This is a genomic window from Nodosilinea sp. P-1105 (assembly GCF_012911975.1).
In the GTDB taxonomy this organism is placed as follows: domain Bacteria; phylum Cyanobacteriota; class Cyanobacteriia; order Phormidesmidales; family Phormidesmidaceae; genus Nodosilinea.
Genome location: NZ_SMDQ01000074.1, coordinates 1 through 16,324, shown reverse-complemented (window position 1 = coordinate 16,324; position 16,324 = coordinate 1). Strand labels below are relative to the sequence as shown.

At 56.7% G+C, this 16,324-nt stretch carries 12 protein-coding genes and 1 pseudogene; 6 read left to right on the top strand and 7 right to left on the bottom strand.

Going from position 1 to position 16,324, the window contains the following annotated elements:
* The first annotated feature begins 159 nt into the window (after positions 1–159).
* The gene (locus E1H13_RS22395; RefSeq protein ID WP_169616873.1) at positions 160–1,068 is read left to right on the top strand and encodes a MoxR family ATPase; all 909 of its coding nucleotides are present in this window, start codon (positions 160–162) and stop codon (positions 1,066–1,068) included.
* Between the two features lie 41 nt (positions 1,069–1,109).
* On the opposite strand, the gene E1H13_RS22390 is transcribed toward E1H13_RS22395, so the two are convergent.
* Positions 1,110–1,592 (bottom strand): DUF4079 domain-containing protein, encoded by a 483-nt coding sequence (locus tag E1H13_RS22390; protein WP_169616871.1) that lies wholly within the window; start codon positions 1,590–1,592, stop codon positions 1,110–1,112.
* A gap of 112 nt (positions 1,593–1,704) precedes the next feature.
* Between E1H13_RS22390 and E1H13_RS22385 the strand changes: the two are divergent.
* A pseudogene (locus E1H13_RS22385) lies at positions 1,705–2,256 on the top strand (LysE family transporter); the annotation flags it as partial.
* Between the two features lie 174 nt (positions 2,257–2,430).
* Complete coding sequence (locus E1H13_RS22380; protein WP_206070853.1) at positions 2,431–3,558, top strand: M23 family metallopeptidase; 1,128 nt, start codon at positions 2,431–2,433, stop codon at positions 3,556–3,558.
* A 16-nt stretch (positions 3,559–3,574) separates the two neighbouring features.
* Here the strand turns inward: E1H13_RS22380 and E1H13_RS27775 are convergent, their stop codons facing one another.
* The gene (locus E1H13_RS27775) at positions 3,575–3,709 is read right to left on the bottom strand and encodes a hypothetical protein (RefSeq protein ID WP_256378556.1); all 135 of its coding nucleotides are present in this window, start codon (positions 3,707–3,709) and stop codon (positions 3,575–3,577) included.
* Positions 3,710–3,910: 201 nt separating this feature from the next.
* Between E1H13_RS27775 and E1H13_RS22375 the strand changes: the two genes are divergently transcribed.
* Positions 3,911–5,203, top strand: a complete 1,293-nt coding sequence (locus E1H13_RS22375) for an NAD(P)/FAD-dependent oxidoreductase (RefSeq protein WP_347404206.1) — start codon at positions 3,911–3,913, stop codon at positions 5,201–5,203.
* A gap of 109 nt (positions 5,204–5,312) precedes the next feature.
* On the opposite strand, the gene pyk is transcribed toward E1H13_RS22375, so the two are convergent.
* The 3 genes from pyk to E1H13_RS22360 form a co-directional block, all read right to left on the bottom strand.
* A complete protein-coding gene (gene pyk / locus E1H13_RS22370; protein ID WP_169616867.1) occupies positions 5,313–6,734 on the bottom strand; it encodes a pyruvate kinase in 1,422 nt (473 codons plus the stop codon).
* Positions 6,735–6,818: 84 nt separating this feature from the next.
* Positions 6,819–8,198 (bottom strand): GTP-binding protein, encoded by a 1,380-nt coding sequence (locus E1H13_RS22365; RefSeq protein ID WP_169616865.1) that lies wholly within the window; start codon positions 8,196–8,198, stop codon positions 6,819–6,821.
* Positions 8,199–8,517: 319 nt separating this feature from the next.
* Entirely contained in the window at positions 8,518–10,200 is a 1,683-nt protein-coding gene (locus tag E1H13_RS22360; RefSeq protein ID WP_169616863.1) for a YcjF family protein, read from the bottom strand.
* A gap of 427 nt (positions 10,201–10,627) precedes the next feature.
* Here E1H13_RS22360 and E1H13_RS22355 point away from each other — a divergent pair, with 427 nt between their 5' ends.
* The gene (locus tag E1H13_RS22355) at positions 10,628–12,511 is read left to right on the top strand and encodes a serine/threonine-protein kinase (protein ID WP_169616861.1); all 1,884 of its coding nucleotides are present in this window, start codon (positions 10,628–10,630) and stop codon (positions 12,509–12,511) included.
* 58 nt (positions 12,512–12,569) lie between these two features.
* Positions 12,570–13,277, top strand: a complete 708-nt coding sequence (bioD, locus tag E1H13_RS22350) for a dethiobiotin synthase (protein ID WP_169616859.1) — start codon at positions 12,570–12,572, stop codon at positions 13,275–13,277.
* Between the two features lie 515 nt (positions 13,278–13,792).
* Here bioD and E1H13_RS22345 read toward each other — a convergent pair.
* Entirely contained in the window at positions 13,793–14,419 is a 627-nt protein-coding gene (locus tag E1H13_RS22345; protein WP_169616857.1) for a phosphatase PAP2 family protein, read from the bottom strand.
* A gap of 122 nt (positions 14,420–14,541) precedes the next feature.
* A complete protein-coding gene (locus E1H13_RS22340) occupies positions 14,542–15,930 on the bottom strand; it encodes an aldehyde dehydrogenase (protein WP_169616855.1) in 1,389 nt (462 codons plus the stop codon).
* Positions 15,931–16,324: the final 394 nt, after the last annotated feature.

Below are 16,324 nucleotides of genomic sequence, written 5' to 3'. Positions count from 1 at the left end.
AACGCCGGTACAGATCCCAGGGTTCTGCTCTCAGATACCCCAAAATTCTTGGCTAGTCAGCCCAAAAACCCTAGGATCTTGGCATAATGCATCGATACTCTAGACCTGAAAACTGAATATATCTGAACAAGCACCTGAAAAAGACAAAGGGACAGCGCTATGCGCCAGCGGGTAGAAACGCTAGTAAACAACCTGAACAAAACCATTGTGGGTAAGACTGACGCCATTCGGCTGGTGCTGGTCGCGTTATTCTCGGGGGGGCATGCGCTGCTAGAAGACGTGCCTGGGGTGGGGAAAACCCTGTTAGCTAAATCGTTGGCCCAATCCATTGATGGTGGCTTTCAACGGATTCAGTGTACCCCCGACCTGCTGCCCTCCGATGTCACCGGTACCAACATCTGGAACCCTAGCAGCGGCGAATTTCAGTTTATGCCGGGGCCTGTGTTTACCAATATTTTGCTGGCGGACGAAATTAATCGGGCCACCCCCCGTACCCAGTCAGCCCTGCTGGAGGTGATGGAGGAGCACCAGGTGACCACTGACGGGGTATCTCGCCTGGTGTCCGATCCATTTTTTGTCATTGCCACCCAAAATCCGGTGGAATATCAAGGTACCTTCCCGTTGCCCGAGGCCCAAATGGACCGATTTGCCCTGTGCTTCAGCCTCGGCTACCCCACCGAAGCGGAAGAGTTGGACATGTTGCAACGGCTAGGCACCACCGTCGATAAAACCCCAATTCAGCCCTGTATTACCCTGGATGAAGTGCTTTCCCTGCGTCGCCACTGTGCCCAGGTGGCGATCGAAGCCTCGCTACAACAGTACATGCTGGATTTGGTGCGAGCTACCCGCCGCCACAACGACATTACCCTCGGGGTTAGCCCCCGGGGAGCGGTAGCCTTTTACCGGGCAGTGCAGACCCTGGCCTATCTGGAAGGGCGCGACTATGCCATCCCTGATGATGTCAAAACCCTGGCATTACCGGTGCTGGCTCATCGGCTGATTCCAGCGGGCAACAGTCGCCCACCACTCCTGATCAAGCAATTACTAGAGGTAACGGCAATTCCTTGAATTGGGGTGACGGGTGATGGGTATCGAGCCTGGTTGGTCGCCTAAATCGCTAGTCCTAGCCGCAGACCTAAAAAGGCATGGACAAACATGACCCCTAGGGCCACGGTACCCAGATAGGCATGGGCGGTACGCAATGATGCTTTACCGCCGCCAAATTTGCTCATGGAAAGGGCACCGTTTACCCCCAACAGGCCAATCACCAGGGTCCCGGTCCAGAAATGGGGACTTTCAAAGATGGGTTCTCCTTGCATCACCAGGGACAGCACCCCACCGGTATAGCCCAGGGTAATAAAGGTAAACATCCATAGGGCCAATCGCTTGTGCATGTGGCGCACTTCCGCCTTTTTTTGGACATCGTCGCCAATGCGACCCCGCCAGCCAGCCCAGGCGGTGAAGCTGCCCATGACAAACACCACAATCCCCATCATTAACGGGTGTCCCCAGTGCACGATCGGTTCTGGGGTGCCAAAGCTGGCAAACCAGTCGGCGATGGGCTGCAACCAGCCTCGAATTGTAGAAACCATAGTTAACTCCCAAACTGCAGCAAAGCGTCATCCTTAAAATGACATATTACGGGCGACGACGACTATTTGCTGAAAGTGCGGTGCCGTCACACCAAAGCGAGTTCCGGTTGGCCCCATCGGGCTCTTGTGCATTCGCCGCTCCCTGGTGCAGGGGCCGTGGATAGGTTTAGCCACAGGCCTGGGGGCCGCCACGGCCGATGGCCTCTACGGGGGAATCGCTGGTCTGGGGCTGACGACCCTAGCCGATCGCCTGGTTGATCAAGCTCAGGGGTTACAGCTGCTTGGCGGCCTGTTTTTGATTTACCTGGGCCTGATCACCTGGCGGGCACAACCAGCCACCGAGGCCGCCCCCTTGACTCGCCGGGGGCTGCTGGGGGCCTATGGGTCTACCCTGGTGTTGACGTTAACCAACCCCGCCACTATCCTGTCATTCATCGCGATTTTTGCCGGGCTGGGTCTGGCCAGGGGCGATCGCCCCTGGGAATCGTCCCTGGTCTTGGTTGCCGGGGTCTTTTTAGGATCGGCCCTGTGGTGGGTGTGCCTGAGTTGGGGTGTAACGGTTTTTAGACAAAGGCTGACCCCAGCTCGCCTGGTCTGGTTAAATCGGCTGGCTGGGGTAGCTATCCTAGCCTTTGGCCTGGGGACCATTGCCCTGAGTCTTTAAGTGCTTGGCCTGGTCGGGTAACCTGTTGACGATGGCCTAACAGCAGCGATGACCCTTAACAGCAGGATAGAGAGCGTGACCACACATCAGCGTCTAGGGTTGAAACGTGACCAGAGGTATGGCCTTTGGCCCAATAAAAGGCAAGCCCAATGGCTGCTAGTGGGGGTTTTGGTCATGCTGCTGAGCGGAGTGGGGGCGATGCAGGCCTTGGCTCAGACCCCAAGTTCAACTCAGCCGATGCTGGTGGCTGAATCGATTGAGGACTTACAACAGCAGCAAAGAACCCTAGACGAACAGCGGCGTCAGCTTCAACAACAGCAAACTGAACTGCAAAACCGCCAGGCGGACTCAGAATCTACCCTGGAAAGTCTGGAGCGCAATATTGTCTATACCGCCAACCAGATTGCTGACACGGAATATCGCCTAGAACAGGCGATGAAAGCTCTGGAGCAATTGCAACAGGAGTTGGAAGCCGCCGAAAAAAACTACGAAGACGTGCGCACCGGTACCGTGGCCCGATTGCAATTTTTGCAGCGTCAACAGGGCAGCGAGGGCTGGGCAGTACTTTTGCAAAGCCAGAACTTTAATCAGTTTTTAGATCGCCAATATCAACTCAAGCGAGTTTACGCCGCTGACCGCCAGGTGCTAGAAGACTTGAGGGTTCAAGCTGAGGCCATCCAACAGCAAAAGGTCGCTTTGGAGGAGCAGCGTAACCAGGTGGCACTGTTACGGCAGCAGTTGCTCTCCCAAAAGCAACAGTATGAAGCTGAAGCCGCTGAAGAAAAACAGTTAATTAGTCGTTTGCAAGATCGACGAGGGGCGCTTGAAGCTGCTGAAAACCAGCTCGCCCGCGACTCTGAGCAAATTGCGACGATGATCCGGCAGAAGGTGGCCGCCCAAACAGGGGGTGTGCGCGGGACAGGTCGTTTTGTAATACCTACCAATGCCAGAATTTCCAGCGGCTTTGGCAATCGGATACATCCAATTCTGGGGTACAGCCGCTTCCACAGTGGTGTGGATTTTGCCGCTAGCCATGGCACCACCATTCGAGCCGCCGATTCAGGCCGGGTGATTTTCTCAGGTTGGTATGGCGGCTATGGGCAGACCGTGATTGTGGACCACGGTGACGGGCTATCGACTCTCTATGCCCATGCCAGTCGTCTGTTTGTCAAAGAGGGGCAGTCGGTCAGGCAGGGGGAGGCGATCGCGGCGGTTGGCTCTACTGGCCTTTCTACCGGCCCCCACCTGCATTTTGAAGTGCGCCAAAACGGTAATCCCGTGAATCCGATGGGTTACCTGTAAGACGGTGGCCTACGGTTTATCCCTTACTTTTTTTGATGTGCTCCATAATCCGCATTTTGCGAGCATCGTTCCCTTTGGGATAGGGAATGATATCGAATTTGATTTTGCTAGTCAGGGCAATGTGCTGTTTAATCTGCTCTTTGCTAGCCATAAGCTAATTTACCTAATCTAATGGGTCCAAATATTCAGTCAGCTTGGTGATCTTTAGCCTCTAGAAGATCGTGAGACACCAATTTTCTTTCACTGTAGCTTTTTTGTGGCTCTGCTGTGCGGATGAAGCCTGGACCCAGCGTTAATCAGGTCGAGGGGTTAGGATCACTGTCGTGGCTATCAAGGGGGCTGAGGCATCACTGTGGGACATGATCACGTGGGATATGATCACCCTGAATCCAGGGTGATTGTGGTGGGGGCTGGGGCGGCTGGGCTGTTTGGGGCGATCGCCTGTGCTGAAGCTTGTCCTGAGGTTCAAATTGATATTTTAGAGGCTGGACGCGAGCCCTTAGCCAAGGTGCGTATCTCCGGGGGTGGGCGCTGTAACGTTACCCATGCCTGCTTCGATCCGGCTCTGTTGGTGGCCGCTTACCCCCGGGGTGGTCGGGCATTGCGAGGACCGTTTAGTCGATTTCAGCCCCGGGATACAGTGGCCTGGTTCCAGCAGCGGGGGGTGGCCCTGAAAACGGAGGCCGATGGCCGGATGTTTCCGACAACTGACGATTCTGCCACCATTGTTGACTGTTTGCTGGGAGAGGCCCGACGACTGGGGATTCGGCTGTATCTGGGGCAGCCAGTGCGCCAGGTCAGTCGCACTGATCAGGGGTTTACTCTGACCACTAAAGCTGGGGCAAGCTGGCGATGCGATCGCTTACTTTTAACTACCGGTAGTAGCCCGGCTGGCTATGCCCTGGCCCAATCCCTGGGACACCAGATTCTGGCTCCGGTACCATCACTGTTTACCTTCAATCTGCGCGACCCGGCCCTGCACGCTCTGGCGGGGGTATCGGTGAACTCAGTTGCCCTGAAGCTGATCCTGGCCGAGGAAAAACCCTTGAAGCAAACCGGTCCACTGCTGATTACCCACTGGGGGCTGAGTGGGCCAGCGGTACTGAAGCTGTCTGCCTATGGGGCGATTGGCCTACGCCGCCAGCGCTATCGGGCTAATCTAGTGATCAACTGGCTCCCTGACCTGACTCAGGCCCAGGTGCGACAGACGCTTTTAAGCCTGAAGCAGGACCAAGGTAAGCGACAGGTGGCAGCGTTCTCTCCCTTTCCAGAGTTACCCCGGCGACTGTGGCAGTACTTGGCCCAGGAGCGCGCCCTCCTGGGCACAACCTTGAATTGGGCGGATCTGTCTAAGGGGCAAGTGCAAGCGCTGGTGACGGAATTAACCCAGGGGGAATACGCGATCGCCGGGAAGGGGGTCTTCAAAGAGGAATTTGTCACCTGTGGCGGCATCCCCCTACCTGAGGTGGACCTCAAAACTCTAGAAAGCCGCCGCTGCCCAGGGCTTTACTTTGCTGGAGAAATCCTCAACATTGATGGCATCACGGGCGGTTTTAACTTTCAGAGTGCCTGGACCACCAGTTGGCTGGCTGGACAGGCGATCGCCCGGTACAGAAAGGCAGAAGCTAAGAAAGCAGAAGGATGAATAGTGCTTAGTGTTGGCTGACAGAAATATGACAATCTTTGCTGTGGGTGTCAGGTTATAGGTGTCAGGCATGGTTGGCCGACTGATGCCACAGCGTACCAGCTTCCCCTTAACTTACCCTATGGATTTTAATGAAGTTTGTGCCCTGATGGTTGTGGGCCGGTACCCCTCCCATAATTAGCAATCTGTCCCCTGGGTCAGCCATCCCTGTCGTCCGCAAAAACTGCTCGGCAGTTTCGGTCATGGCCTCAAAGGTGGAGGGGTTTCCCGCCAGCAAAATCGGCTTGACGCCCCAAATCAAATTCATCCAATGGTAGACCCGATCATTGGGGGTAAAGGCAACCACAGGAGCCTGGGGTCGTTCGCCCGAGGCAATGGTGGCGGTGTAGCCCGTTTCTGTAAAACACACAATCGCCTTGAGTTTCAGCGTGTCATCAATGATGTTGAGGGATTCACTCAGAGCATGGGTTTCATCGTTTTTAGCGGCTGGGTGGTTAATAAACCGCAGGTCTTGTTCCACATCACTGGCAATGCGCGCCAACATCCGCACCGACTGGATCGGAAATGCCCCGACCGCTGATTCCCCAGACAGCATCACCGCATCGGTGCCATCGATAATGGCATTGGCCACGTCGCTGGCTTCAGCCCGAGTGGGGCGCGGATTGTGGATCATGCTGTCCAGCATTTGGGTTGCTGTGATCACCGGAATACTGCGGAGGTTGCACTCACGGATAATCCGCTTCTGCAACATGGGGACCTTTTCAGCCCGCATCTCTACCCCGAGGTCGCCCCGGGCCACCATCACCGCATCCACGGTGGCCAAAATGCTCTCTAAGTTGTGGATGGCCTGGGGCTTTTCGATCTTGGCCAGAACCGGAATGTGATCGGCCCCATGTTCGGCGAGCAATGCCTTGAGGGTGAGAATATCCTCGGCCTGACGCACAAAGCTCAGAGACATAATATCGACCCCTTGGGAGACCCCAAAGGCCACGTCCTGCTTGTCTTTGTTGGTCAAGGAGGGCAGCCGCAAATTTAGGTCTGGCAGGTTAACCCCTTTACGACTTTTCAAACAGCCCCCCTGCACCACTTGGCAGGTGACTTTGGGGGCATTCACCTGGTCCACTTGTAGTTCTAACAGGCCATCGTCCAGCAAAATCTGCATGCCCGGCTGGGCTTCTTCGGCCAGGTAAGGGTAATCAATGCCGATACCGCCGGGAATCCCCTCAACCGCGTCTAAGGGGACTAGATCAATCGTCATGCCTTCCTCAAGCTGCACTTCGCCCCCAGGCAACTGCCCTACCCGAATTTTGGGTCCCTGCAAGTCTTGTAGCAGCGTAATCGGAGTATTGTGCTCTTCTGATACCTCCCGTAGTAAGGCAATCATCCGGGCATGGTCGTCGTAGCTGCCATGGGAAAAGTTCAGGCGGGCCACGTTCATGCCAGCATCAATCATCTGCTTCAGGATGGCTTTAGAGCTGCTGGCAGGGCCAATGGTAGCCACGATTTTAGTGCGCCGAGGCAATGGATCCATAGAGCAGGACTAAGGAACAAAGGTCGCCTTTAGTATAGGCACACTTTTTTGTCAGCCCATGTAGTCTTGGTATCATTTAAGGCTCTAAGGCTCTAAAGTAGCTCCCGCCAGACTGGTCTGCACCTCTAGCCGCAAACGGGCTAGGGTGGCGGAGGTATCGGTATCGGCCAAAATATGGGCCAGGGTGGCACTGATTCCTTCCGGTCCCCAGGTACAGCCCTGCTCTAGATAGGTTTTGGCGGCCTTGCCAACGGCATAGGTGCCGTATCCAGCGGCACTGGCTTGGGCTGTCATCGCTCCAGCCAGGGCGGCCAAGCCAGTGGGGCTATCCACCAGGCTGACCAGCGCTGCGGTGGTTTTGCCGGCCCCGAGCAGGCCGCTGCCCACCTGGCTGAGCAGTAGAATACCTGAGCTTTTGAGCACCGCTTTCCAGAGTCGACCAGCTTCGTAGTTGGTCATCGGCAACCCATAGAGGCGAGCCAGGGTGCGAATCATTACCAGGTCACTGACCATGCCCCCCACCAGGTCAAGCCCGGCAATCGGGTTGAGCGCCACCGCAGCGGCCTTGTATTTGGCAAACTGCCAGATTAGGTTGTCGGCTTGGCTGGCATGCACCTGGATAACATGGCCCACCATGTCGGCCTCGATGGTGCGAGCCCTGCGCAGGGCGTTGAGGGCCACCAGGGCCGGGCCGTCCTGCTGCAAGAGGGTGAGTAGGGCTGTTTTGAGGGGAGCGATCGCGGCGGGAACCGGCTCCCAATCTTGACTGACTCGCCCATCGGGCCATTCGGTGCGCACTGGCAGGGGAGCCGGGCTAGCGGCCACCATAATCACATCATCGACGGCCAGCGGGCTAGGGGTGCCCCCCAGGGTTTGCCAGAGTTGACTGAGCCTGGTGTACACCTGCTGGCGATCGACATCGGGATACAGATCGGTTTTATTGAACACCAGCAATAGGGGCTTTTGCTGCTGATGCAGGGTCACCAGGGCCTGATATTCAGCCCGGGTAATATCACCTGCCACCACAAACAAAATCAGATCGGCCTGTTGGGCCACTGACTGGGCCATGTCGGCTCGCAGATCCCCGCCCACTTCGTCTAAGCCAGGGGTATCGATCAGCTCAACTTGCCAGGGCTCCGGTGGGGCCAAATCATCCCCCTGGGGTTGCCAATACACGGAGCGGGGCCAGCGGGTCACCCCATGCAAGGGACCGGTCTCCAGCACCGCTTCCCCCACCAGGGCGTTAATCACCGCCGACTTGCCCCGACTGACCAAGCCAAACACCGCCACTCGCAAACAGCGAGATTCCAGTTTAGTGTTCAGACTTTCCAACTGCCCTAGCCCAGTTTTCATGGCGGCCGTGTGAGCGGTGGCGGTGGCCACTGTGCCCTGTAGAATCGCCGAATAACGGGCAATGGCTTGGGTGAGGGTTTGACGGGTGCGGGTGAGTAGGGTGGGGGGCACGGGTGGATGGGGTGGGGAGGGGGGGGGGGGGGGGAGTGGATGAGTGGATGGGTGGATGAGTGGATGAGTGGATGGGTGGATGGGTGGTAGACGCGGAGCGGCTTCCCGCAGGGTAGGGTGATTTGGTGGAGTGATGGGGTGTCCAGTTCCCCTCTTGGGAGGCCTGTGCTGAGCTTGCCGAAGTAGGCAGGGGTGGGTTTGCGAGAATTTTGGATTTTGGATCTTGGATCTTGGATTGAGAGGGAATTGGTTGGGGAGTTTTGAATTTTGAATTTTGAATTCTTCGCTTTGCTACGCACGGGCTACGCCCTACGTTCTTCTATTTTCCTTTTTCGTTCTTCAGATACGTAGGGGCCGCCCTGGGTTCCTGCTCTGAGGGGGTAGGGACCTCGACAGCGAGGGGGACAGCGGGATTATCTGGGGTCACCATGACGGGGGCAGCGGTGGTGGGTTCTAGGGCGGTGGTGGTGGCTGGGCTGGGTTTGAGAATATCAATCCCTTGACTGACCAGACGGCGGACTAGGCTGACTTGACGGTTTTGCTGAATCACCGTTTGCAGTCGATCGGCGATCGCGCTCCAAGATAGGGCCGTTGTCTCAGTACCGGCTAGGGCGGCTTGCTCAAAATAATCTACCAGGCTGAGGCCAGCCATGCGAGTCAGGTAGGCGGCGCTCATACCCTGCACCATGCCACCGGCGACATAGGTGGCAAAGTGGGTCTTCAGTACCGCCGTTAGCAGTTGGGTCGAGAGTTCCACTAAGCCCAGCTTCACCGTTAAGCTAGCCAGATTGCCTGCGGCCGTCTTGGCTTCATCCAGGGACAGGTTGAAGCCATAGATTTTGCCCAAATCCATAATTAACTGGCCGTTAATTGCCACAGCGGCCAGCACATCCAACGTCGGCACAGGGTTAACAAAGGCCGTTGCCGCTGCCACCCATTGCAGTTGCTCAATCAAGGGCATGGCCTGCTGTCGCCGTCGTTGGTTGAGGGTGGTCTGCACCTGCTGCCGAAGGGATTCTGTCTGCCGTAGGGTGGTGGCTGCAACCAGGGTGGAGGTAGCGGCGATCGTCGCCTCTAGGGCGGTGTGGAGAGGGTCTAGATGGGGGGCTACCGTTTCCATTGACTCCTGGATGGTGCCGTTGGCCTGGTGGCGACGTACTTTTATCGGGCGGGGGGCGGCGATGGTCTGCACCACGGGGACTGGAACCGGTAGGGTATCAACCCGCTGGCGCAATTGGCTGATAATCGTGTGTTGATCCGCCCCATCGTAGTGATCAGCTTTATTGAAAACGACAATCGCCCCTTGGCCGGTTAGCACCCTGGTCTTGAGCAGCTCAAAACAGGAGGCGGTAATATCGCCATCGGTGACCAGCAGCAGGGCATCGTCATCGATCAGGGTATCGTCATCGGCCAGGATAGGGGGAGCTGATCTGGCGGTAGAGGCCGTGCGCTCTGAGGTGTGCTCTAAAGCTGGCTCTGGCACCCGTGGGGGCTGCGGCGAGAGAGAGACTTCCCTAAAGGTGACATTGGGCAAGTTTGAATCAGGTAAGCTCTCATCGGTCTGGGCTTCCCTGGTTGTGGCCAGGAGTCGAATTAACGTACTTTTACCTGTGCTGGCGTCGCCCACCACAGCAATCTTTAGGGATTGTCGGTCAAGGGCTTGGTGGAGTTGCTGACACCGCTGACGGTAGTCCTCCAGCACTCCGTCAGCCAAACTTAAGCCAGTCGAATGATTCGTTGTTTTTGCGGCCAGGGCAGCGATGAGTTGGCTTACCCCCTGGAGTTGCTCGATGACTCTAGTGCGATCGACCACTGGCGGCGCAATCGGGCGGGGGGGAGCAGCGGGGCGATCGCGGCCTCGCCACCACCAAATCCCAGACCCTACAGCCATGGCACTCAGCAGGGTAGAACTGTCGAAAATGTTGAAATGCACTGTTTCTAGCAGCCATAGGGTGGCCGACAACCCTAACCCCCCCACAAGTATTGGTCGCTTCAGTGCCATGTGAATATCCCTGCAATGCTGTTTGGCGGGTGCTCTTCCCCTAGCCTGTCGGCTGGCATCAGCCGACCGTTACGATAGATTTACGGATATGACCGTATATGACTAATGACGATGCTTGACCTATGACTATTTTTGCAGAGGAGGATCTCCACCCCCAAGTAGGGAATTGCCCTAGCTACTATAGTAATTTCCCATCAGCATCTAGGTCTGCCCATCCTCAAAGACTTCATAATGGCTGCATGCCGCGAAAAAAAGGATACCCTGCTTGAGTCTTAGGCGCCATTGTCCCAGCCCAGCCACTGTCTCCAGAACCTCCCACTGTCAGCTAAGGCACAGTAAACTTATGGAGCTATATTGTGATCCAGCCCATCTACTGCTTTTATCACCGAAATCGCAGCCGAAACCCAGTGTTTGACTAAACCGAGCTATGCCATCCACCATTTCCCCCGGAACCACCCTTCAAAATCGCTATCGTGTGCTGCAATTGCTGGGCCAGGGAGGCTTTGGGCGCACCTATTTGGCCGAAGATGTCGGTCGTTTTAATGAACGCTGTGCCATCAAGGAATTGGAGCCTCAGCAGGGGGATAAGTTTTCCGATAAGTCGCTGGAATTGTTCCAGCGGGAAGCCAATATTCTCTACAACATTAATCACCCTCAGATCCCCAAGTTCCAAGCCATCTTTGAAGAAGACCAGCGACTGTTTTTGGTGCAGGATTTTATTGATGGCACCACCTATCGAGACTTGCTCAACCAGCGGCTGGCCCAGGGGATGACCTTTTCTGAGGCAGAGGTGCGGCAATTTTTGCAGCAAATGCTGCCGGTGTTAGCCCACATTCATAGTAAAGGCATTATTCACCGGGACATCAGCCCTGAAAACATCATGCAGCGGCATAGCGATCGCCTGCCGATCTTAATTGACTTCGGGGTGGTGAAAGAGGTCGTCACCCGCATCCAAATGACCGAGACCCCCACCCATGCCACCTCGGTGGGCAAACTGGGCTATGCCCCCAGCGAGCAAATTCAGTCGGGGCGGGCCTACCCCAGCAGTGACCTCTATGCCCTGGCGGTGACCACCATTGTGCTGTTGACCGGCAAAGAACCCCAGGATCTGTTCGACGATGTCAACCTGACCTGGAACTGGCAGCCCTTTGCCAGCGTTAGCCCTGGCCTGGCTCAGGTGTTAAATCGAGCCATTAGCTACCGACCTGGCGATCGCTATCAATCGGTCAGCGAAATGGCCCAGGCCCTAGGGGCCACCAGTACGGCAAAGCAAACAGGAACGCGCCCCGCCCCACCCCCCTCCCAGGTGCGAACCGTGGCGGTGGGGCGACAATATCAGCCGACCCAGGTGGCGGCCCCATCCCCGATTCCACCCACCACCTATGGCCCTCCTGCTCTCAACGAAGACTCCTCTGTCTGGGAAAATCCCTGGGCGGTAGCTGCCATCGGTGGCGTTCTGGCCTTGGTCGCTGGCCTCGGCGGCTGGACGGTGGTGAGCCTCCTGAACCGTCCCCCCCAGACCACCCCCACCCCGACCCCAGAAATTACCCTCGACCCATCGCCGACCCCAGACCCCACTCCCACCCCAGACCCCGTGGAGCCAGCCCCGGATCGACCGGTGGAATTTAACCAGACCCTGCGCCTTTCCCCCGGCCAGAACAGAACTGTAACGGGCAGCCTGCGTAGCAATGAAACCATCAACTATCGGCTATCGGCGGAAGAGGGCCAAGTGCTACTAGCCCGGATGGTTGGGGAAGGGGTGCTGTTAACCGTACTCACCCCCCAAGGGCAACCGGTGGAATCGGCGGCTGAGCGGGTGCCCCGCTGGCAGGGGACCTTGCCTAGTCGGGGGGAATACACGATTCAGCTGCGCCCGGTGCAGGGACTGGAGCAGAGCAACTACGAACTGGAGGTGAGCCTGAGTGCCGCCCCCGAGCCGGAACCGGAACCCGAGCCAACCCCGGAGCCAGAGCCAACCCCAGAGCCAGAACCGGAACCCGAACCAAATGTGACGGAGCAACGGATTCAGATTCCCTCGGGCCAAACCAGTGTTCAGGTATCGGGGCAGGTTAGCCAGAATCGCACCCGCCGCTATGTGGTGAATGCCCGCTCCGGCCAGATGCTTTCCCTTGACCTGCCTACGGTCTCAGGCCCTGTTACCCTAGACGTTCGCTTTCCTGGCGGAGAGCTGATTCCCGATGCGTCACGGGTGCTGTCTTGGCAAGGGCAGCTGCCCCAGGGGGGCGATTACTTGGTGGATGTCAAAGCACCGCGCCCGTCCGACTATACCCTGCGGGTGGCCATCAACTAGCGCTGTTAGCTCCTGCTCTGCCCATCCTTATCCATCCATCGCTAAACGTACTTGCTCTATGGTCTCTTTAAATGCCTTATTGATCGCTGGTACCGATACTGATGTGGGTAAAACAGTGGTCACCAGTGTTTTGATTGCCCATTGGCAGGCGACCTACGGCGATCGCCCCCTGGGTCTGCTTAAGCCCTGGCAATCGGGAGTCGGCGATCGCGAACGCTACCAGCGATTATTTTTCCCCAATCGAGACCTATCAGCCATCACCCCCCAGTATTTTGAAGCCCCCCTGGCCCCACCCCTAGCTGCGGCCTTAGAGGGGCGCAGTATCGATTTGGCCCTAGCCTGGACCACCTTAGACGATGCCATCCAACGCTATCCCTGGGTGTTGGTCGAAGGGCTAGGAGGCTTAGGCTCACCAGTGACTCGGGAACTGACCGTAGCCGACCTGGCCGCCGCCTGGCACCTGCCTGTGGTGCTGGTGGTACCGGTCAAGTTGGGGGCGATCGCCCAGGCGGTCGCCAACGTGGCCCTTGCTCGCCAGACCAAGCTCGACCTAAGGGGTATCATCCTCAACTGCCCCCAGCCGGTGTCTTCAGAGACTATGCACCAGTGGGCCCCAGCCGATCTAATCACAGAGTTGACTCAGGTGCCGGTACTGGGCACGATTCCCTATTTAAGTCAGCCAGACGACCCGGCGACTCTGACTGAAGCAGCCACCGCTCTACCCATCGACTGGTTGATACCCAATCAAGCCGCTGTAGCGACCTAGGGTGACTTTTGGAAACCTTTCTGCCGAGTGGTGGGCAATGCCCGACTGACGACAGCGACTGGTTGAACCAAATCTGGTTAAATCAAATCTGGCAAATCTGGTTTCAGTGCCCCCAACACTAATGTCCTGGCGTCAGGCTCCACTCGCTCTGCTCTAAAGCCTCCTACCCGATCTCTAGGGAAGCAGTGACGGCTGCCCTTATCACAATTCACTAGCGCGACCACGGCTGCTTGAGGTGGTAAATCTGGCGGGGGAGGATAAAACATCGTCAATCCTTTGGATCCGTTAACAACCCTGATTGGTAATGTAAAACCCTATAGCTGCCATGAGTAAACGCCTTAGCCAATAGCCACCATCTCAGCCATAGGTTTTCTACTATTTTAGCCCTGAGGAGCATGGTGATAGCCATACCCCTTAGACAGAAATCAACCTCTAAAAACATATCCCAAAATGGCCTCAGCCCTTTGCCCCATCGCCCGAAAGAGTTGGTTTGTGGACCCGCTCTCAGCCAATAGTCATAGTTTTATGGGTGGCAAATCAAACAGCAGCTGGTACATGCCAACGGTCCAGGCTGTGGCCAGCAGCCACCCGCCGACAATGTCGCTCGGGAAATGTACCCCTAAATATACCCGGCTGAAGCCGACAAAGAGCACAAACAAGCCGCCAAACAGCACTAGCCAAGGGCGTCGGGGGGTGTGCCAATAGATCAAAATCAGAGCCAGCACTAGGGCCATAGAATAGGTGGCATGGCCACTGGGAAAGCTGAAATCGCTGTGCAGCGGAATTCCCTCCCAAAGGCTGGGGCGCACCCGGTGCCAAAGCAACTTCGCTACCATATTTAAGCAGGCGCTGCCCCCCATCACCAGGCCCAAAAAGGCCGCAGCCCGCCGTTGACCTTGCCAGAGCCCCAAGCCAATCATCCCGACCGAGACCGGCAAAACGCCCCAAAAGGTGCCCATATCAGTGGCGATCGCCATGAACTGGTTTAGCTGGGGGGTCGCATATCGATGCAGCCGCAGCAGAAAGGCTGTATCCCAAGCGGGGAGGGTGCGATCTGTGGCTACCACAAACCCCAGGGTCATCAGTGCTGCCAGGGGAAACGCCACCCCCCACCAGATTAGGTTCAGAGACTTTTGTTCCATCTTTTTGCTGAAGCATACGCCAGAGCGGCCAGACAACCAAGCTAAACCTGGGAGGCTTCATCTATTGTTCATACAAACTACACCTATCTAGTGGTCTGTCAAGGCTAAAAATATGGAATACTCTAAGACAGCCCGATAAACTGTCTAAATTGCTTCACTTTGCCCTGGTAGGGGGGATACCGCCAATCGATATCGAGCCAGGAGGGGCGTTTCATCACACTCTTGAGATTGGAGAAGGTGTCAAAGCTATACTTGCCGTGGTAGGCCCCCATACCGCTGTGACCAACACCGCCAAAGGGTAAATCCCAGGCAGACACTTGAAAAATGGTGTCGTTGAGGCAGACGGAACCAGCAGAAGTCTGGTCTAGCACTGTCTTCTGCACCTGCTGATCGTGGGAAAACAGGTACAGGGCCAGAGGTTTGGGGCGCTGGTTAATGGCGGCGATCGCGTCGGACAACTCCTGGTAGGTCAATATTGGCAAAATGGGGCCAAAGATCTCTTCCTGCATGACAGGGTGATACCAGGCCACGTCATCGAGCAAGGTGGGCGCAATGTAGCGATCGCCACGATCATAAGTACCACCCGCCAGCACCGTGCCGTAGTCTAACAGGCTGATCAGGCGCTCAAACTGGCGATCGTTAACAATTCTGGCGTAGTCCGGGCTTTGGGCCGGGTGATCGCCATAACAGTCCTTGAGGCGTTGCTGTAGGGCCTTGACCAAAGCCGGTTTCACCGCTTCGTGCACCAGCACATAGTCCGGGGCAATGCAGGTCTGTCCGGCGTTCAAAAACTTACCCCACACAATCCGCTTTACAGCCACCTCCAGGTTGATGTCGGTGTCCACAATGCAGGGGCTTTTTCCACCCAACTCCAGGGTGACCGGGGTCAGGTGTTGAGCCGCCGCCTGCATGACAATCTTGCCCACCCGCTCACCACCGGTAAAAAAGATGTGATCAAAGGGTTCGGCCAACAGGGCTTGGGCCACATCCACACCCCCTTCCACCAGGGCCACATGACCCGGGTCAAAGGTGCTCTTGACCAAATCAGCCAGCACCCCAGAGGTGGCCGGGGCCAATTCCGACGGCTTGAGCATGGCACAGTTACCCGCTGCGATCGCCCCAATGAGTGGCGATATGATCAGCTGAAAGGGATAGTTCCAAGGACCGATGATCAGCGCCACCCCCAGGGGCTCTGGCTGCACCCAGGCAGAACTAGGCCACTGGCTCAGGGGTAGAGAGGCCTTACGACGCTTAGCCCACTTGTGCAGGTGCTTAATCACATAATCCAGTTCGCTGATTACCCCAACTTCAAAGTAACCTTCAAATTCAGGACGACCCAAATCCTGGCGGACGGCGGCGATGATGTCAGCCTGGTATTCGACGATGGCGGCCCGTAGCTGGTTCAAGGCGTCTAGGCGAAAGCCTAGATCGCGGGGCTTGCCCGTGGCGAAAAAGTCGCGCTGGTGGGTCAGCAGGTCAGAAATGGTTGACTGAGGAGCCGTCAGGGTCATAATTTTGGAGTGAAAAGTTATCTTCTTTGATTATTCTATACATTTCTTTACACAGCCCATTGCCCCTCAAATAGATTCCCGCGATCTGGCGACGTATCTGAAGAACGAAAAAGGCAAAATCCAAAATTCTCGCAAACCCACCCCTGCCTACTTCAGCAAGTTGCCCCTCCGGGGCCGCTACGCGAACAGCACAGGCCTCCCAAGAGGGGAACCGGACACCCCTACCCTCCGGGAAGCCGCTCCGCGCCTACGACTCATCCACCCTACGGCTTCAATCCAAAATCCAAAATCCAAAAACACCCCACCTCCCCACTTCCCTATCTCCCTATCTCCCCATCTCCCCATCTCCCCATCTCCCCATCTCCCCATCTCCCCATCTCCCCACCTCCCCACT